This window comes from Bacillus coreaensis, assembly GCF_050586445.1.
Classification (GTDB): Bacteria; Bacillota; Bacilli; order Bacillales; family Cytobacillaceae; genus Robertmurraya_A; species Robertmurraya_A coreaensis.
Window position 1 is genome coordinate 23,107 of sequence record NZ_JBOCCY010000023.1, and the last position, 19,979, is coordinate 43,085.

General features: G+C 39.5%; 16 protein-coding genes. 13 read left to right on the plus strand and 3 right to left on the minus strand.

The window, feature by feature from the left end:
- The first annotated feature begins 39 nt into the window (after positions 1 to 39).
- The gene (locus ACQ5H4_RS21820) at positions 40 to 1,257 is read left to right on the plus strand and encodes an amidohydrolase (protein WP_430776991.1); all 1,218 of its coding nucleotides are present in this window, start codon (positions 40 to 42) and stop codon (positions 1,255 to 1,257) included.
- A gap of 21 nt (positions 1,258 to 1,278) precedes the next feature.
- Complete coding sequence (locus ACQ5H4_RS21825) at positions 1,279 to 2,526, plus strand: amidohydrolase (RefSeq protein WP_430776992.1); 1,248 nt, start codon at positions 1,279 to 1,281, stop codon at positions 2,524 to 2,526.
- A 57-nt stretch (positions 2,527 to 2,583) separates the two neighbouring features.
- On the opposite strand, the gene ACQ5H4_RS21830 is transcribed toward ACQ5H4_RS21825, so the two are convergent.
- The 3 genes from ACQ5H4_RS21830 to ACQ5H4_RS21840 are packed head-to-tail and all read right to left on the minus strand — an operon-like array spanning position 2,584 to position 5,347.
- On the minus strand, positions 2,584 to 3,888 hold the full coding sequence (locus ACQ5H4_RS21830; RefSeq protein WP_430776993.1) for an SLC5/6 family protein: 1,305 nt from the start codon (positions 3,886 to 3,888) through the stop codon (positions 2,584 to 2,586).
- A complete protein-coding gene (locus ACQ5H4_RS21835; protein ID WP_430776994.1) occupies positions 3,885 to 4,580 on the minus strand; it encodes a response regulator transcription factor in 696 nt (231 codons plus the stop codon). Before ACQ5H4_RS21835 ends, ACQ5H4_RS21830 begins: the two co-directional genes overlap by 4 nt.
- Positions 4,577 to 5,347 (minus strand): sensor histidine kinase, encoded by a 771-nt coding sequence (locus tag ACQ5H4_RS21840; protein WP_430776995.1) that lies wholly within the window; start codon positions 5,345 to 5,347, stop codon positions 4,577 to 4,579. The genes ACQ5H4_RS21835 and ACQ5H4_RS21840 overlap by 4 nt, the downstream gene beginning before the upstream one ends.
- 196 nt (positions 5,348 to 5,543) lie before the next feature.
- On the opposite strand from ACQ5H4_RS21840, the gene ACQ5H4_RS21845 reads away from it, so the two are divergent.
- The 11 genes from ACQ5H4_RS21845 (at position 5,544) to ACQ5H4_RS21895 (ending at position 19,978) form a co-directional block, all read left to right on the plus strand.
- The gene (locus ACQ5H4_RS21845) at positions 5,544 to 6,323 is read left to right on the plus strand and encodes a Cof-type HAD-IIB family hydrolase (protein ID WP_430776996.1); all 780 of its coding nucleotides are present in this window, start codon (positions 5,544 to 5,546) and stop codon (positions 6,321 to 6,323) included.
- A gap of 129 nt (positions 6,324 to 6,452) precedes the next feature.
- Positions 6,453 to 7,820: a PepSY-associated TM helix domain-containing protein gene (locus ACQ5H4_RS21850; protein ID WP_430776997.1), complete on the plus strand. Its 1,368-nt coding sequence runs from the start codon at positions 6,453 to 6,455 to the stop codon at positions 7,818 to 7,820.
- A 16-nt stretch (positions 7,821 to 7,836) separates the two neighbouring features.
- Positions 7,837 to 8,298: a FixH family protein gene (locus tag ACQ5H4_RS21855; RefSeq protein ID WP_430776998.1), complete on the plus strand. Its 462-nt coding sequence runs from the start codon at positions 7,837 to 7,839 to the stop codon at positions 8,296 to 8,298.
- 458 nt (positions 8,299 to 8,756) lie between these two features.
- Positions 8,757 to 10,535 (plus strand): sensor histidine kinase, encoded by a 1,779-nt coding sequence (locus ACQ5H4_RS21860; RefSeq protein WP_430776999.1) that lies wholly within the window; start codon positions 8,757 to 8,759, stop codon positions 10,533 to 10,535.
- Positions 10,529 to 12,130, plus strand: coding sequence for a response regulator transcription factor (locus ACQ5H4_RS21865; RefSeq protein ID WP_430777000.1), 1,602 nt, complete (start codon positions 10,529 to 10,531; stop codon positions 12,128 to 12,130). The genes ACQ5H4_RS21860 and ACQ5H4_RS21865 overlap by 7 nt, the downstream gene beginning before the upstream one ends.
- A 4-nt stretch (positions 12,131 to 12,134) precedes the next feature.
- Positions 12,135 to 13,460: an ABC transporter substrate-binding protein gene (locus ACQ5H4_RS21870; RefSeq protein WP_430777001.1), complete on the plus strand. Its 1,326-nt coding sequence runs from the start codon at positions 12,135 to 12,137 to the stop codon at positions 13,458 to 13,460.
- A 173-nt stretch (positions 13,461 to 13,633) separates the two neighbouring features.
- Positions 13,634 to 14,614 (plus strand): ABC transporter permease, encoded by a 981-nt coding sequence (locus tag ACQ5H4_RS21875; protein ID WP_430777002.1) that lies wholly within the window; start codon positions 13,634 to 13,636, stop codon positions 14,612 to 14,614.
- A gap of 19 nt (positions 14,615 to 14,633) precedes the next feature.
- Positions 14,634 to 15,515, plus strand: a complete 882-nt coding sequence (locus ACQ5H4_RS21880; RefSeq protein ID WP_430777003.1) for a carbohydrate ABC transporter permease — start codon at positions 14,634 to 14,636, stop codon at positions 15,513 to 15,515.
- A 62-nt stretch (positions 15,516 to 15,577) separates the two neighbouring features.
- The gene (locus tag ACQ5H4_RS21885) at positions 15,578 to 17,182 is read left to right on the plus strand and encodes an ABC transporter substrate-binding protein (protein WP_430777004.1); all 1,605 of its coding nucleotides are present in this window, start codon (positions 15,578 to 15,580) and stop codon (positions 17,180 to 17,182) included.
- 272 nt (positions 17,183 to 17,454) lie between these two features.
- A complete protein-coding gene (locus ACQ5H4_RS21890) occupies positions 17,455 to 18,936 on the plus strand; it encodes a glycoside hydrolase family 32 protein (protein ID WP_430777005.1) in 1,482 nt (493 codons plus the stop codon).
- Positions 18,937 to 18,982: 46 nt separating this feature from the next.
- Positions 18,983 to 19,978: a carbohydrate kinase family protein gene (locus tag ACQ5H4_RS21895; RefSeq protein ID WP_430777006.1), complete on the plus strand. Its 996-nt coding sequence runs from the start codon at positions 18,983 to 18,985 to the stop codon at positions 19,976 to 19,978.
- Position 19,979: the final 1 nt, after the last annotated feature.

A 19,979-nucleotide genomic window follows, 5' to 3' on the forward strand; every position in this document is an offset into this window, starting at 1 on the left:
GGTTTTCATGATTATCATAGGTAGAGGGTGGAGTTGGAAATGTCATATTGGATAAAAAATGTTCGTCTAGAGACGGGCTATATAAAGGAAGATGGTAGAATTTCGTCGACAAAAACAGAGTGTTTTCATGTCAACATACAAGATGGAGTTTATAAAGAAATTATTCCAGCGGATCATGAAATCAAGGGTCAAATGGACGCGAAAGGGCAATTAATGCTGCCATCCTTTGGGCAAATGCATGTTCATATTGATAAAACATATTTTAGTGGACCGTGGAAAGCGGTACTGCCGGTGAGGGATCGCTTTGCTAGGATAGATGAAGAAAAACGGCTTTTATCGCAGCTACTTCCCACCGCACAAGAGCGTGCAGAAAACATGCTCCAACACTTTTTAGAAAATGGTTCAACTAGAGTTAGAACGCATTGTAATATCGACCAAGTTATTCAATTGGAGAATTTGGCTATAACGCGGGCTGCAGTGGAAAAGTTTAACGGCAAATTGGCTGCTGAAATTGTAGCATTTCCGCAGCATGGACTACTAAGGAGTAATTGTGAAGCGCTTATGCGTCAAGCAATGAGGCAAGGGGCAACAATCGTTGGTGGAGTAGACCCAGGAACCTTTGATGAGGATATTGAGAAATCTTTGTATACGACAATGAACATTGCCGTAGAAAATGATGCAAGGATTGACCTCCATCTGCATGAACTAGGATCACTAGGGATTTTTACGATCAAGCATTTGGCAAAGTTAGTAGAAGAAGCTGGCTTTGAAAATAGGGTAACGATAAGTCATGCTTATTGTCTCGGTCAGGTTTGTGAGTCGGAAGCGATGGAAATAGCGGACTTACTTTATTCATTAGGCATTGATATTACTTCATCTGTCCCAATGCAGGCAACCATCCCAATTCCCCTTTTGCAGGACAGAGGGGTAAAAGTAGAGTTAGGTACCGATAATCTTTCCGATCACTGGTCTCCATTTGGAACCGGGGAAGCACTTTCATTGGTGCGTAAAGCTTGTGAGCGCTTTAAATTAGTCGATGAACGTTCCATTGCGCAAGCATTGGGCTATATAACAGACGGAATTATTCCATTGAGTGAACGTGGAGAAAGGCTCTGGCCACAAGTAGGTGACAAGGCAGACGCTGTAATAGTACAGGCATTGTGTTCAGCTGAAGCGGTAGCCCGCATGGCCAAGTGCTCAACAGTTATATTTAACGGCGAAGTGGTTGCTTGTGATAAAGAAATAGTCATTCAATAATTAAGGGAGAGGAGGATCTTAATGAACAAACAAACGTATTGGCTAATAAATGTAATTCTTGAAACAGGATATATCTATGAAGGGGAGCGAATTGTTGCTACGAAAACGGACCTACACCATCTGTTGATCAAGGATGGTAAAATCACGAAAATCTTGTCAGAGAATGAACCTATCACAGATGATTTGCCGAAAGTAGATGCGAACAAGCGGTTGGCACTTCCACCATTTGCCGAAAGCCATTTTCATTTAGATAAATCCTATATTGGCGGTCCTTGGAAGGCGATCAATCCGACGAAAAATTTAATTGAGAGGTTAGATGATGAAGCGAAGATCTTACCGTTACAGCTTCCAATGGTAAAATCAAAGGCGAAGCTGTTAATTGATAGAATTACCAAGGCTGGTTCTACGCATATACGCACGCATGTTAACATAGATCCATATGTCGGTCTGAAACATTTGGAGAGTGTACGGGAAGCATTAGAAGAGTATAGTGACCAGCTTACGTATGAAATTGTAGCGTTTCCGCAGCACGGTTTGCTAAGAACGAATGTTGCGAGCATGATGAGACAAGCAATGAAGGAAGGAGCAACACATGTAGGAGGCGTAGATCCTGGAGGTGTGGATGGCTATGTCGAGCGCTCGTTAGAAACCATGGTGGACATTGCGGTTGAAGCAGGTGCGGATATCGATCTTCATCTTCATGATTTAGATTATCTTGGTATATATACAATGAAGAAGTTATGCAATTTGATCGAAGAGGCTGGCTGGAAAAATTGCGTTGCTATCAGTCATGGGTTTGCACTTGTTGGAATACCTGAAAGTGAAGCGGCGGAGATGGCTGACCGATTTGTTGAACTAGGGGTAAGTATGAAATCAACAGCGGCGATGCAAAGAATGCTCCCATTCCCTCTTTTAAAGAGAAAAGGCGTCGGTGTGGCACTTGGATGCGACAGTATGTTTGATTCATGGGGATCTTTTGGCAATGCCGATATTCTTGAACGGGTGAGTAGGCTCGCGGAATATTATCGCTGGAGTGACGAGCGCTCACTAGCTGAAACTTTAGCATACATTACACAAGGTTTGATTCCATTAAATGAAAAGGGAGAACAAATGTGGCCAAAGTCAGGCGATGATGCCAATATGGTACTTGTGGACGCGTCTTGTTCAGCGGAATTAATAGCGAGAAGATGCCCTGTAGCCTTTACAGTGCATCGCGGCAAGATGATAGACTGTCAAAAGAGTTCAATTGAGTCCTCAATTTTGGTGTAACTATCATTGTAAAACCCTGTCTGAACATTTCAGACAGGGTTTTACATGGAAGTCTAGTTAATTCATGTTGAACTCACGATTAGGATTTGTCTTTATTTTTTTGAAAAGCATAAAGCCTAATGTTAGTACAGATGAAATAATAAATGCCGCAGCGATTCCCGCTAGAGGCTGAGTGATTGAGTAAATCATATAGCCGAATACAATCCCTAAAAGCGGACATACAGCTATGAATAATGCAGGTCGGTCATGTTGAAATATCAGCATGAATATTTGCGGAAGAAGGGATACTTGAATCACTCCACCTAGGTAATAGAGTTCAAGAAAGGTGGGCTGATAGAAAAAATTCAAAAGAATTGTAATGAAAATAAGCGATCCTCCCACAATCAATCCAAAGTGAAATTGTTTTCTTTTCGGTAATTGATATTCCTCGAAGATATTTTTTTTAACGAGAGTTAATACTGCTTGAAGCTCTGAGCTTAGTGCTGCTGATAAGGAGGAGCCGATCCCTAAGAACAATAAAAATAGTAAAACAGGTGTAGCTGATTGAATGGTCATTAAAGGGATATCAGAGTATGAATTAAAGCTTCCCTGATGGATCATCAAGAAAAAAATACATACGATTGAGATTGGTATCACGCACCATAGAAATGATGTTAATAAAAATGTCCGCCTCACTTTGACTACCTTGAATTGATATAGTCTTTGCCATAATGCGGGATTTAAGAAAATATAGCCGCATCCTATGAGAATTGCGATTGCAATAAAGAAAAAGGATCCATCTCGAATCATCACAAGGAGATAAGGATGATACAAAAGAATCCCCTTGTACACTGGCTGAATTCCTTGTTGAATTAATAGATAAACTGGAACTAAGATTGCAACCGCAAAAAAGAAAGAAATTTGCCATTGCGCCAATCGGTTGACTGCCGAGCCCCCACGAGCAGTTACAAAAAAAATGAATAGAAAGTAACTCACAATAAACAAGACCTGAAAAGAGTGATCTATAGTGAAAGGAAGTAAGCTTTTAATAACGATCACTTGCAGCTGGATCCCTTGAACCGATAACAGCAAGATCAGGGAAATGAAAACTGTATAGTCAAATGTTTGAAGATTTTGCTGTAAGAAATCGGCAATCGTATGGCAGCCTGCAGACTGATTTCGAATTTTTTTCCCCATATAGCCAAATAGGAAGATCCCCAAAAAAAGTGTGATTGAAAAGATCAATCCAGTGATCAAACCGTAAGATAGCATGGCTTCTGGACTTGCGACGATTGTTGGGGCAGCTATCAGTCTTGTAATAAGCACGACAATACCTAACCCTATGCCAACCTGGCTTTTTCTTTTAATTTTTAATCGCATCAACTTGCTATTTCCTGCTCACGATATTCTTTAGGCGTGATTTTTACTACTTTTCTGAACATGGTACTAAAATAATGCTGGCTGGAAAAGCCTACTTTTTCAGCGATTTGGGATATAGGTAACTTTAGATTGGAAACAAGATAATCTTTAGACATCTCAATTCGGTAATTGGTTAAATATTCATTAAAATTTACCCCAACTTCTTCGTGAAACCTCCTGCTAATATAGGTTGGATTACAGTGAACATGTTCCGCAACTGAAGTTAAGGTGATTCGACTTGAGAATTGATCATGAATGAACAGCAGAACGTCATGAATGAGTGGGGAATAGTCAGAAACTAAATTATATTTGCCTAGAATATTGCTAAGTTCGCTTTCTATAATTGGTTTTGTTAAATAATCGATCGCACCAAGGCGAAGAGACTGTTTCGCATAGCCAAAGGATTGAAAAGCTGTAACAATCACAATGTCTATCTTTTCATTATTTTTTTTTAGTTCCTCCCCTAGCTCAAGTCCTGTTTTTCCAGGCAGTTTTATATCTAAAAAGGCTAAATGTATTTTTTCTTCTTTACTGACTGTTAAAGCTTGAATCATATCGTTTGCTTTGTTAATCCTCCAGTTAGGAAATTTGCTTAAAAGCATCATCTCAAGCTGTTCAAGCATTAAAGGTTCATCATCAACTAATAAAATATTCATGCAAGTAACCCCTCCAAATCTTCCTTTGTCTTAATGGGCCAAACGATTTTCACTTCTGTTAAGTTGCCGATTTCAGATGAAATCGTTAATTTGGTTTCATTTCCAAAGAAAAATTTCATGCGTTGTCTTGTATTTTCAAGTCCATGTCCATTGTCCGCCTCAGGTTCCTCAATTCGTTCTTCAATTGAGCCATTATCCATCACTTTCAATACAATTTGGTCCTTCTCTCGGTTAAGAGTAATTTGTAATGAAGCATCTCCCATTTGTTTTTCAAGTCCATGCTTAAAAGCATTTTCAACAAGTGTTTGTAAAACAAAAGGCGGGATATAATAATGCGATAGCTCATGATCAATCTCTGTTTTAAGTATCAACCGATCACGGAATCTCAACTTTTGAATTTCAATAAAGTACATTGTGTACTGCCATTCTTTTTGAATGGTAATCATTGACTCATTGTTTTGATATTTAGATTTTAGGTAAAGGGAAAAAACTTCAATTGCTCTTACTAATTCTTCCGTCCTTTTTAATCGCGCCAAACTTAAGATGACGTTTAACGTATTAAAAAAGAAATGTGGCTGAATTTGTTGGTTGAGCTGATTATAAAGGGCGAGGCGAAGCTCACTTTCAAGCTTAATTTCTTTATTTGCATGTTCGAGTGCATCAATCCGTTCCTCGAATAAATAAATAAACAGGAGGGCAACAGCACCGATAATGGGCAAAATTACGAAAAAGCTAATTAATAATATAAAATGATTGTAAGTAACCATGTTTTTTAATCCCTTCTATAACAATAGCCCTTGTACCTATATATTTTCGCGCATATTTTGAAAGAAGAGTATAAAAACGTGAGGTTTCCTTACATTAATTTTGATACAACGCTTTCATGAATGTTATGATTCCCTGTGTTAATCACTACTGGTAATATGAATTACAACACATTATTTATAGAAAGTTGGAACAAATATGAAGAACAGAAGTGTGATTTTTTTTGATATCGACGGAACCTTACTTACCCATAACAAAGAGTTACCTTCCTCAACAAAAGAAGCGATTTTCACATTAAAAGAGCTGGGTCATGAGGTAGCGATTGCTACAGGAAGAGCTCCTTTTATGTTTGAAGATTTGAGACAAGAGTTGGATATCCATACATACGTAAGCTATAACGGTCAGTATGTTGTATTAAATGGAAACGTCTTACATACGAATCCTTTACATATTGAGTCACTTGAAAAATTAACCGCTGCTGCTCTTGTGAATGATCATCCCGTTGTGTTTATGGACCATGAAGATATGAGAGCCAATGTACCAGAGCATGACTATATTAAACAGAGCATCGATACGTTAAAAATCGACCGTTTCCCTACGCATGATCCTCACTATTACAAAGGTCGTGACTTGTATCAAACCCTACTTTTCTGTACCGATGGGGAGGAAAAGCAATACGCAGAGCAATATGATGCGTTTGATTTTGTCCGGTGGCATCCTGTTTCCTTAGATATCGTGCCAAAGGGTGGATCAAAAGCAAGGGGGATCCAAAAAATCGTAGATGCGCTCGGATTTCCAGCTGAAAGCCAATATGCTTTTGGTGATGGACTTAATGATTTGGAAATGCTCTCCACAGTGAAAAACAGCGTAGCTATGGGGAATGGAGAGGAACAAGTAAAAGAAGTGGCTAGGTTCGTTACCAAGTCAGTTGAAGAAGATGGTATCCTCCACGGACTTAAAATGGTGGGTCTATTATAGAAGTAGAAGGGATGGGATCTGTGTAGATTCTATCTCTTTTTTTTTATAAATTTCATACTTATATCACAATTGAACGGTAAACTTAGTCACGGTATTAAATATGACATTGTTCAAAAAGGAGATCTATAAGTGGAAACGGTTATCAACACTACAACTAAATCAGATGCACAACAAAAATCATCTCTATATAGAGCTGTGTGGAGATGGCATTTTTATGCTGGAATTATTGTTGCGCCTTTTTTAATCATCCTTGCCGTTACGGGTTCTATCTATTTATTTAAGCCACAGATCGAACAGGTGATATATCAAGATTTATTCGAGGTTACGCAACAGGGTGAAAAAATTCCGGCATCGCAACAAATAGAAGAAGTAAAGAGGCTATATCCTGATGCAGTGATATCTAAATATCGGCCGGGAGAAAATGCTACACGTTCGAGCGAGGTAGGTCTCACAGTAAATGATCAATCATTAACCGTCTTTGTTGATCCGTATACGGGAAAATCCATAGGTGAATTAAATAGTGAGGATCGCATCATGGATAAAATAGAGGAATTTCACGGCGAATTAATGATGGGAACCATTGGAGATAGAATAGTAGAATTAGCTGCATGCTGGACCATCGTATTGATGGTTACAGGCCTTTATTTATGGCTTCCTAGGAAGAAGATGAATATGTCAGGTGTCCTTTATATGAGATGGAATAAAGGAAGAAGTACTTTAGCTAGAGACCTACATGTTGTTCCTGCTTTTTGGATAACCGCAGGGATGCTATTTCTGGTTATGACGGGGCTCCCTTGGTCCGGTTTTTGGGGAACTCAGTTTCAAACGATTGCTACCAACTCTGGGGCAGGATATCCACCTTCCGTTTGGGTAGGAAATGCACCTGTTTCAACCGTTACGAAAGATATTGCGGAGGTTCCTTGGGCAGCTGAAACATTAGATGTACCGGTTTCAGAAGTACAAGGTTTCATCCCCGTATCGATCGATGAAGTGGTTCAGATTGCAAACCGTGAAGGGGTACACCCTAGTTATACGGTCTTTCTTCCAAAAGAACCAACGGGAGTGTACACTTTATCCGCTTTTCCGCCAAGAGCTGAAGACGAGATCACGATGCATATTGATCAATATACGGGTGCTGTCTTAACAGACTATCGATTTGATCATTATGGTTTAATTGGACAAGTTGTTGCACTAGGGATTACCTTGCATAAAGGAACCCAATTTGGGTTAATCAATCAGTTGGCAAGTCTTCTTATTTGCTTAGGAATTATCCTTGTTGCCGTTAGTGGATTTTATTTATGGTTGAAGCGGAAGCCGAAAAAAAGTATGGGCGCACCAAAATCGACTAGCATCAAAAATATGAAGTTATTTTTAGTTGTTTTAATAGGTTTGGGTATTCTGTTTCCTTTGGTTGGATTGTCCCTCATCGTCATTTTTCTGATGGATGTGCTATTGATTAAAAGAATCCCATTTTTGAAGAGGTTTTTACATGTGTAACAAGGGAGATATAGCTATGAAAAAAGTGTTATTGATTGTAATCATCGGTTTGTTCCTTGGAGGATGTTCTCTTAAAGAGGAGGCGGCTGAATTATACTTGCAAGAACAACCCCTTTACGCAGAAGTTATTCTACCTGAAACGATAACAAGTGGGGAGCAAGTGCCAATCAAGGTCATTCTTACTCAAGATGGGAAAAAAATAGAAGAGGTAGATTCTGTGGAATTTGAAATGTGGAAACACGATGACACCATCCATGCTACGGTTGAACAACCGGGTAAACTAGAAGAGGGAATATATGGAATAAACAAAACATTTGAGAGTGACGGGCTTTATTATATAAAAATTCATGCAAGTAAGGGTGAGGCAATCATCATGCCACAGGTTCAAGTGGTTGTTGGCGAACTTTCTAAGAGTGAGTTAGAATTCTTACAAAAAGATCTTCCAGAAAAAGAGGAAGGCCATGAGCACCATCATTAATATAAGATTCCCGCATCTAAGATGACAAGGGTTCGATCTTATCTGTTGGGGAATCAGGTTACGCAACCGAGCGGTTAAATAGACGAAAAAATTCCGCTTAATTAGCAAATACGACTAAAAATGGCATAAATAGACGGAGGAATTCCGCCTATTGACTCAAAAAACGTAAAAAAGGGGAGATTTTCTTTGCATAAGCGGAAAATCTCCCCTTATTTTACCACTAAACGAGCTCCGTTCTGCATCTAGCCGGAAAACCTCCGCTTATTGGTTACTCGATTAAGGACAAGACATCCTATTTAACTCAAAAATCCAAGAAAACCTCATTGGATGCATGACGGTAATAATTTTATATAAATTAGGTTTTTATATTTTCTGTTTCTATGTTCCAAAATACGACGATATGCTAAATTGGGTATAAGAAGTTTCTGAAAGGGTTTTCTTGCATGAGGAGGTGGGAAATGTTTTTTTCATTACGTAATCGATTATTTTTGGTTTTTACCTGTTTGTTGACCATTCCATTTGTCGTCTTCTCCTTCTTAGTTCCAAGTTGGTTTTCTTCTGTGATTGAAGAACAGACCCAGGATTTAACTGTGGAGATGATGGATCAATATTCGTTGTATATCCAATCGATTACCACTCAGGCGGAGGATTTAGGAAAACAAATACTCGTTAATCCAACGACATTGCAGTGGATGAAGACAGATAAAGTATCATCGGATGTGACAAAAAATCAAAGATTATTAATTAGGAATCAAATGAAGAGTCTTCTTGCTTCAATGACGGTTAATAACTCAAATGGAATGTCCATCGGGGTCATGCTCAATGATGGCACTGGTGCATGGGGAAACAACCCCCTTTTAAAGCAAGAAAATTGGTATAAGGAGTATATAAGGGGTGGAAACTCATTTGTCGCGTCCCATATAGATCCCTATCAACCTACTCCAGGGAATATTAATAGTTATATATCTCCATTGATAGATATGAATACGCTCGCGTCCTATGGCATCATAAAGGTGAATTTTCCAACTGACTTGCTTGAGACGGCTTTAAATAAAAATAAGATCGGACAAAAGGGACATGCCTATTTGTTAAACAAACGAGGTGAGAATGTTTTAACAGGGGAGATTTCTACACCGAAACAGGTACTTTCGACTAGCCTATCAAAAATCAATAAAAGTAAAGAGAATAATGGATTGATAGAAGTAAAGGAGAACAATGAAACGTACTTCGTGTTTTATCAGAAATTATCTGTTGGTGGTTGGATTTTACTTAGCGAAGTAACGGAGTCGGACTTATTTTCAAAGGCAAATGATTTGCGCCATCGCATGCTTACGATCTCTGGAGTCGTATTCTTACTTACTATATTGGCCTCGTACATGCTTTCCTCCAATATTGTCAGTCCATTAGGAAAGTTGGCAAAAGCAATGGGTTTTATCGAAAGAGGAGATTTTGCCGGTGCTAAGCGGTTTATGCCAACGATTAAATCTCAAAATAATGAAGTTGGTTATCTAGTAAATGTATTCGGACATACAGTCGATCAACTAAAAACTAGAATTGAGACCGAATATGAGGCAAATATTCGGAGGAAGGATGCAGAATACAAAGCCTTGTTGCTACAGATTAATCCTCATTTTATGAATAATACACTTGAAATTATTGGTGGCTTGGCAGCTCAAGGGAAAAATAGAGAAGTGATGAATGTTAGCGTTTATTTAGGACGAATGATGAGGTACTCTTTGAACACTCAAAATGATGTGGTCACTTTAGGGGAAGAAATGAGCTATATTCGCAGTTATACCAATATATTAAAGATGAGATATATGGACACCATTTCAATTACGATTGAAGAAGATAGCCTTGCCAAGCACCTACCAATCATTAAATTTATTCTCCAACCACTAGTAGAAAATGCCGTGAAATATAGCTTTAGTGAGAAAAGTTATGCGGATATCTTCATTCAAACAAAAATGCTTGATGACCAATTATTATTAATGGTTGAAGATAAAGGTGTGGGGATGACGGATGAAATGTTAGTCGATCTACTTCATCAGGAAGGTGCACTGGAATCAACAGATGTCCTACAAAGTAAAGGAACAAGCATTGGTCTTAGAAATGTACTCGGGCGTTTAAAGCTTTATTACGGGGAGGACTTTTCTTACCATATTGATTCTACCAAAGGGGAAGGGACAAAAATCCAGCTGTGTATTAAGTATAGTGGAGGTGACCCGAGATGTTGAAGGTACTCATCACGGATGACGAAAAGCAAGTGCGTATGGGGCTTCGGATGAAGATTGATTGGGAAGAAGAAGGCTTTGAAATCATTGGAGAGGCATCTAATGGAAAAGAAGCATTAGAATGGTTACGAACGATGAAGACAGACCTTGTCATCACTGATATGAGAATGCCTATTATGGATGGTCTTGAATTTGCTCAACGCTGCTTTGAAGAATTTCCACAGGTGAAAGTGATCGTACTGTCTGGCTACTCTGATTTTGAATATGTCAGAGGTTCCATGCAGAAGGGAGTAAAAGATTATTTATTAAAACCTGTTGCTCCAGATGAACTAGAAGAAACATTACGGAAAATTCGTAAAGAAACGGAAGAAGAGAAGAAAAAGCAGGCGGAAGCAGCCCAATTGAGACACCTCGCCATGACCCGCCTCCAAGAAGTACAAGAACAATATTTGCTTTATTTAGTAAAGGAAGAGTGGACGGAGTCATCTATGGTAAAAGAAAGACTTCGACAACTCCATTTGGAAGACATGGCAAGTGAAAGCAGAGAGTTTCGTTTTATAACAGTCGAAATCAGGGATAAAAACGAGCAAGCGCATCGTTTAAAAGAATTATGGCTCCCGTTTCAAATGATGTGTAAAGAATTCGCTCATGGTGAAAAGGGATTGTATACGTTTTATGATCCTAGTTATGCGAATATGATTCATTTTATACAGGTGGTAGACAAAGAACATGATCCGTTAGCTAATCTGGTCAAAGATATTCAGAAGAATGTACAAAATCTCCTTCATTTAGAGACAGTGATTGGCTTGGGCAGTGTGGTAGGGGGCGTAGCTAACCTGAAAAATGGCTATATTTCTAGTTTATTAGCTTGGAGCAAGAGCCAATTAGGTTCTCATTCTCAAATTTGTGATGCGTCCCATTTGCAAGAAGACGATTTTGAATTTTCAACAGATATGGAAAGGAAATTGATCAATGCGGTCGAAACGGCCAATGTCGGATTGTTTAAGGAAAATGTAGAGACTCTTTTAGGAAGAAACGAAGCTCAGTCGATTATGGCTTTTTCCTTCCTCGCCAACCGGGTACTATTTTTATTAGGATCAGCTGCTCGTAAATATGATATGGAAACAAGGGACGTTCAGAACATGATGTGGAGTTGCCAGCAATGTATTTGGGAATTGAATTCCTTCTCTAAAGTGATTGACCAGCTGACAGAGTTAGGCCAACTGATTATTGAAAAAGTAAGAACGGCTCGATTTTCTAATGGGAAATTGATTATTGAGAGTGTCCGTCAGTACTTGGATCAGCATTATGCCAATGAAATCTCTCTTACCTTTCTATCAGAAATGTTTCATATTAATAGCGCCCATTTGTCAGAAACCTTTAAACATCAAGTGGGACAAAACTTCAGCGATTATCTTCTGAATGTAAGAATGGAAAAAGCAAAGGAATTCTTGAAGGACAAGCAGCTTAAGATTATTGATGTGGCCAATTTGGTTGGTTATTCGAACTCTGGTTACTTTAGTACGGTTTTTAAAAAGCATTTTCAGCAAACACCTGTGGATTTTCGTCAGTCATACGAAAAACTAGGAAGGATATGAACAGATGGAAAAACGGGTGGCTTTAATTCTATCTTTCTTTATAATTCTTTGTCTGTTGGTCATTGTTCTTTTCCTTTTTCAACCAGATAGTAAAGAAGAGGCAGAGACACAACCAGAGGCTGTGCAAAAAACCGTGCTTACGTTTTGGAGAAACAGAGGAAATGATGCTGAAAATAAAGCTTATGAAGAGTTAGTTTCATCATTTGAAAAGGCAAATCCGAATATCAAAATTCAGATGAAAACCATTCCTTACAGCGATTATGAAGTGAGACTTCGGACAGAAATTGCAACGGGCACACCTCCGGATATAATGGCTATTGATAGTCCGACGCTTGCTCTTTATGCTAATGCAGGATCACTATTATCCATTGATAGCTACATGAAGAGTGAGGGAAGTATTGAGGATTTCCCAACGTCCACTTTAAGAGGGCTAAGTTATAATGACCAAATCTATCTTGCTCCCATTGCAGAGTCGAGCATTGCTCTCTTTTATAATAAGCATGTTCTGAAAGAGGCAGGGATTCCTTTCCCATCATCTAATCCAAATGAACCATTAACTTGGGACGAAGTGATTGAGATTGCCAAAAAGGTAACTAATCCGGAAAAAGGGATCATGGGCATTGATCCTGGCCAAGGATTTGGAGAAGGAGAAGCACCTGCCTACTTTAAAATGCCTTTCTTGTGGCAGTTTGGAGCCGATGTGTTGAGTCCTGATGCAACAACAGCAAGTGGATATTTGGATTCAGAGAAGGCAATAGAGGCTCTACAATTATTCCAGGATTTCTATCACAAGCAAGGGGTTGCTTCAGTAGAAATGGGCACCAATGACTTTATTAATGGAAAGCTCGCGATGACCGTATTAGGATCGTGGACACTTAAGGACTTTGAAAGAAATGCAGATTTTACTCTTGGGGAGGATTTTGGAGTAGCTCCATTACCGAAGGGAGTGTATCAGGTGTCTCCTAATGGAGGGTGGGCATTAGGAATCTCGTCTCAGTCCAAATATCCGAACGAAGCATGGAAATTTATTAAGTACGTAACTGGATATGAGGGAATGAAGAAATATGTCACGATTACAAGCGATCTGCCGGCCAGGTACTCCGTAGTAAAAGATATTCCGGAACTGAATCAGTATCCATTAAATATTTTTATCGAGCAAACGCTTAGGCACTCGCAAAACCGTCCAGTCACTCCAGCCTATCCTGTCGTAAGCAATGCCATTCGAGTTTTATTTGAAGACATCGGTATCGGAGGGAAGGATGTTCATACCTCGGCCAAAGAGGCTGTCGACAAGATTAATGCAGGAATACAGGAAATTCAGAAACCATAAAGGATGGATCCTCTAGCTAAATGGCTAGGGGATTTTTACTTTTGAAAACGATTCCATATGCCGAAAATTTTAAACATACAATTCCGAAGAACTCAAAATATCGTCTTTCCTCCTCCTGTTATAGTTAAACCAAGAAAGACAGCTAGTAGAAAACTAGATTGGAGGTTACGAAAATGCAGGAATTAATAAAAGCTGAAGCAGGCAAAGATGCTGCGATCCCGAATCAGGCGGAAAAAAGGGTGACGAACCTAAGCAAAAAATTACGTTATATCCGAGAAAACTATTTTCTCTATTTGTTAATTGCGCCCGCTATTATTCTCACTATCGTTTTTAAATATATTCCTATGTACGGTGCAATTATTGCCTTTAAGGATTTTAGTACGATCAAAGGAATACTTGGGAGCGAATGGGTCGGCTTGGAAAACTTTACAAAGTTTTTGTCCTCACCAAACTTCGGAACGATTTTTATGAGCACACTGAAACTCAGCTTTTACGGCCTAATCCTTGGGTTCCCAATACCTATCATTCTTGCACTTATGTTGAATCAAGTACGACGGGCAGCTATTAAAAAAAATGTTCAGCTTGTCCTGTACGCACCTAATTTTATCTCTGTCGTTGTTATTGTGGGGATGCTTTTTATCTTTTTATCACCAACGGGTCCTATCAATCAGGTGGTCACGATGCTGACAGGGGAGCCGATTGGGTTCTTATCTGACCCAGATTATTTTAGAAGTATCTATATCCTATCTGGAATCTGGCAAGCAGCCGGCTGGTCATCCATTATTTATGTAGCGGCTCTAGCGAATGTGGATCCTGAATTGCATAATGCCGCTACTCTAGATGGAGCCAATATTATACAAAGAATGATTCATATCGACTTGCCAACCTTAAAACCATTGATGGCTGTGACGTTCATCTTAGGTGCAGGGGGAATCATGGCGATTGGATTTGAAAAAGCGTATTTGATGCAAACATCGATGAACCTACCAACTTCTGAAATTCTTCCAACCTATGTTTACAAAGTGGGTTTACAAGCAGGTGATTATGCTTACTCAGCAGCAGTTGGGCTATTTAACTCAGTTATTAACGTGATCCTTCTAGTCGTCGTGAACTATATCGTGAAGAAGTTGAACGAGGGAGAAGGTCTATATTGATCAGAAAGGAGTTAGACCAATGAATATCAAGTATACGCGGATGGACCGGATGATATTATCTTTAAACAATATCTTTCTCTTTCTAGCAGTGTTAGTCGTATTGGTTCCTTTAGTGTATGTGGTATTAGCCTCATTTATGGATCCAACCGTTCTATTAAATAAAGGCATCTCTTTTAATCTCTCGGATTGGAGCTTGAAAGGTTATAAGCTTATTCTTGGAAATGATGCCATGCTAAAAGGCTTTATCAATTCGGTACTGTATTCGGTTGGCTTTGCGGTTGTTACCGTTGTGGTGTCACTGTTTGCAGCCTATCCACTTTCCGTTAACGGATTTGTCGGAAAAAACTTCTTTATGACGATGTTTGTCATCACGATGTTTTTTAGCGGTGGATTGATACCAACCTACCTGCTTGTAAAAGACTTAGGGATGTTAAATACGATTTGGGCGATCATTCTTCCAGGTGCCATCAATGTGTGGAATATCATTCTTGCAAGAACGTATTTCAAGGCTATTCCATACGAGCTGCATGAAGCAGCAAAGGTAGATGGGGCTTCGGATTTACTTATCTTCTTTAAAATTGTATTGCCACTATCTAAACCGATTATTTTCGTTTTAGCCATGTATGCATTCGTCGGACAGTGGAATTCGTACTTTGATGCAATGATTTATCTGGATGATCCAAACCTTCATCCATTGCAGCTTGTATTACGTTCGATTCTGATTCAAAACTCAACAGATCCTGGAATGATTAGCGATCAGTTGGCGATGGCTGAGCTGAAAAAGCTGTCAGAAATGATTAAATACTCATCGATTGTCATTTCGAGTTTACCTCTTATCGTGATGTATCCATTCTTCCAAAAGTACTTTGAAAAAGGTGTTATGGTCGGTTCATTAAAATAATGAGCCGCTAACTATAAAGAATAATGAAAATGCTTACAAATATTTTTAGGAGGGTCAATTTTATGAAAAAAGGAAAAAAGATTGCTGCCGCTACCTTAGCTACCTTATTACTCGCTTCTGGTTGTAGTAATAAAGGCAGTGAAACCGCATCAAAAGAGTATAACTTAGAAGATGTAAGCTTCCCACTTGAAGAAAAGGTCACACTAAGCTTTATGACGCAAAGCTCACCGCTTGCTCCAAAGGATCCGAATGAGAAATTAATTTATCAACGCCTGGAAGAAGAAACAGGTGTGAATATCAAGTGGAAAAACTACACGTCCGATGTGTTTGTCGAAAAAAGAAATCTTGCGATGGCGAGTGGAGATTTACCAGATGCCATCATTGACGCAGGATATGGAGACTATGATCTTTTAAAACTAGCAAAAGATGGTGCCATTGTACCGGTTGAAGACTTAATTGAGAAGTATATGCCGAATTTACAAAAGGTACTTGAGGCTGCACCTGAGTACAAATCAATGATGACAGCTCCCGATGGTCATATTTATTCTTTTCCTTGGATTGAAGAGCTTGGTTCTGGAAAAGAAAGCATTCACTCTGTAGATGACCTCCCATGGATTAATGTTGAATGGCTTAATAAATTAGGTCTAGAAATGCCAACCACAACAGAAGAGTTAAAAGAAGTATTAATTGCTTTTAAAACACAGGACCCGAATGGAAATGGAAAAGCAGATGAAATTCCGATGTCATTTATTAATAAGCCAGGTGGGGAAGACTTAGCTTTCTTGTTTGGATCTTTCGGCCTTGGTGAGAACTGGGATCACACGGTTGTAACAAACGATGGAGAAGTGACCTTCACTGCTTCCGATGAAGGGTATAAGGAAGGAATCAAATTCTTAAATGAATTATACGCAGAAGGGTTAATTGATATTGAAGCGTTTGAGCAAGATTGGAATACGTACATCGCCAAAGGAAAAGACAATCGCTATGGTCTTTACTTCACATGGGATAAAGCAAATATCACAGGTATGAACGATAAATACGATGTGATGAAACCACTTGCTGGTCCAGATGGACAAGTGAATGTGGCAAGAACAAATGGTATGGGCTTTGACCGTGGAAGAATGGTGATTACGAGTGCCAATAAAAATCTTGAATTAACAGCGAAGTGGATTGATGAGCTTTATGATCCGGTTCAGTCTGTACAAAATAACTGGGGAACATACGGAGACGACAAGCAACAAAACATCTTTGAGTACGACGAAGCAGCGAATATGCTAAAGCATTTACCTTTAGAAGGGACGGCTCCAGTTGAGTTAAGACAAAAGACAAATATCGGCGGACCGTTAGCGATCCTTGACGAGTACTACGGTACGGTAACAACAAAGCCAGATGATGCTGCATGGAGATTAGGTTTGTTAAAGGACGTTATGGTTCCACATATGCAAGCAGAAAATATTTATCCAAGAGTGTTCTTCTCAATCGAAGACCTGGATCGTCTAACGGCAATTGAAACGGATCTGTTCGCTTTCGTCATGAGAAAACGGGCAGAGTGGATTCAAAACGGAAAAGTGGAAAAAGAATGGGATAGCTACTTAAAAGAGCTTGACCGACTAGGCTTACAAGATTGGCTAGAAATTAAGCAAGCAGGTTATGACAGAAATCAGTAATGTGCTGAAAATAGGAGCGAGGCTGTAACCTTTTACAGCCTTCTTCTACTTATATTTATAAAAGGCTGTTTTCGTAAAGTTTGTTGTTTTGGAAAAATCCCAAAAGCCGGATTTTTCCCCGCATAACGCTGAGTATATTGGTCTATTTGAAGATTAGCTCTTTTCTAAGGGATGATAATATACTGATTGGCTGTTGAAAAATTTCCTAAAAAGTATGTATATAGCAACAATGTTTTAGAAAAGAGCCTAATAAAAAAAGGAGCGGAAAAAGCATGATTAAAACACGATATAAAGAAAAACATCGACCTCAATATCATTATTCCCCGGAAGAGAAGTGGATGAATGACCCAAATGGAATGGTGTTCTTTGAGGGAGAATACCATTTGTTCTATCAACATCACCCGTTTGGTACTACTTGGGGACCGATGCACTGGGGGCATGCAGTGAGTAAAGATTTGGTTCATTGGGAGCAGCTTCCTATTGCGTTGCATCCGGATGAGCATGGCACGATTTTTTCTGGAAGTGCTGTGGTCGATTGGAAGGATACAACGGGCTTTTTTAATGGAAAAGCAGGATTAGTAGCTGTTTATACGAGCCATGATACGTATCCGGATTCTGAGAGACCAAGACAACGCCAAAGCCTGGCATACAGCAAAGATAACGGACGAACATGGATAAAATATGAAGGAAATCCCGTACTTTCAGACGAGGAGATTACTGATTACCGAGACCCAAAGGTTTTTTGGCATACAGAGTCCAACAAATGGGTGATGATTTTAGCGACTGGTCAAACAGTTACCCTTTATACTTCTTGTAATTTAATAGAGTGGGAGTTTGCTAGTGAATTTGGTCATCAAGCAGGTTCACATGATGGAGTGTGGGAATGCCCAGATTTATTTGAACTTCCTGTAGACGGTGACGAAAGCAATAAGCGATGGGTCATGCTTGTTAGCATCGGTGATAATCCAGCCTTTCCAGAAGGATCTCGAACACAATATTTCATTGGGCAATTTGATGGAAAGACATTCGTGAATGAACATAGTGATAGTACGACTCTTTGGCTAGATTTTGGGAGAGATAACTACGCTGGGGTGAGCTGGTCGGATGTACCTGAGGATGATGGTAGAAGAATTTATATCGGCTGGATGAGCAATTGGCGGTATGCGAACTTACTCCCAACCGAGGGGTGGCGTAGTGCGATGACATTGCCTAGAGAACTTTTCCTCACCGCTACTGAATCGGGAGTTCGTGTGGTGCAGAAGGTTGTATCAGAAATTCACATATTACGAAATGAGAGTGAAGTCATTCAAGAAGTTTCCCTTGAACCGAACAGTCCCTTTCATTGTGACCTGCTTAGTAGCTTAATGGAAATAAATATCTCCTTTGAAAAAAGAGATTCTACTTCTTTCGGAGTCATCTTTGAAAATTCGATTCAGGAAAAAGTCATCATTCAGTATGATACGGTAGTCGAAAAGCTGACGGTTGACCGGGTGAATGCAGGAATCAATCATTTCTCTGACTCCTTTGCTGCGATACAGGAGGCAATCGTAAAAACAGAGAACAACCAACTACACTTACAAATTTGGCTAGACACATCTTCCGTAGAGGTATTTGCCAATGATGGAAAGGCTGTTTGCACAAGCCTGGTCTATCCGAACCAACCATATAACAAGATGGTTATCTTTTCAAAGGATGGAATCACCAATCTCTCTTCAGTAGAACTTACTGAGCTTTCCTCTATTTGGGAGAAATGATGGAAATCGAAACTTAGAGAATGTTGAAAAGGTAGGTTGATGATGAATGACAACCAATTCATCGGTGTTTTGTATCGGGGAATTATTGATTGATTTTTTCTGTACAGATGTGGACGTGAACTTAATAGACGGAAAACATTTCGAAAAACAGGCTGGTGGTGCACCGGCTAATGTTTGTGCAGCGATCGTGAAGTTAGGGGGTAAAGCTCAGTTTTCTGGCAAGGTAGGAAATGATCCGTTTGGATATTTTTTAAAGCAAACGTTAGAGAATTGCCATGTAGATACCTCCTTATTATTATTCGATCAAGCTCATCCAACGACACAGGCGTTTGTTTCCTTAAAGGCAGATGGCGAAAGAGATTTTATTTTCAACCGAGGAGCAGATGCGTTTGTAACAGAGGACGAATTGGATAAAGAGAGAATCATGAAAAGTGAAATTCTTCACTTCGGTTCGGCAACTGCCCTGTTAACTGAACCATTTCGATCTACGTACATAGGTCTGATGAGGGACGCAAAGGAAAGAGGAAAGTTTCTATCATTCGATCCAAACTATAGGTCCTCTTTATGGGGAGGAAGAGTGGATGATTTTAAGGAGTGGTCAAAGCTAGGAATGTCTATCGCTGACTTTGTAAAAGTGAGTGAGGAAGAATTAAGAATTCTCTCAGGGCTGGACGATGTAAAGGAAGGAATTACGGCTTTGCATCAAATGGGAGCTAAAGTTTTGGCAGTCACCTTAGGGGCAAAGGGAACCCTGATCTCCAATGGGCAAAAGTGTGAGTTGGTTCCTAGCATAAAAGTCACTTCCATTGATTCAACAGGAGCGGGAGATGCTTTTGTAGGAGCCACTCTCTGTCAGTTGTCTAGTTTAGAGAATCCTAAACAGGTTTTAGAAGACCTTGAGCAATTTAAAAATGTGATTTCTTTTAGCAATATTGTTGGTGCATTGGTCTGTACCAAGGTCGGAGCTATATCAGCTTTGCCGACCGAGGACGAAGTGAAGGGTCTGATGGGTGAGAACCGGAAAAAATTCATTTATTTGTAAG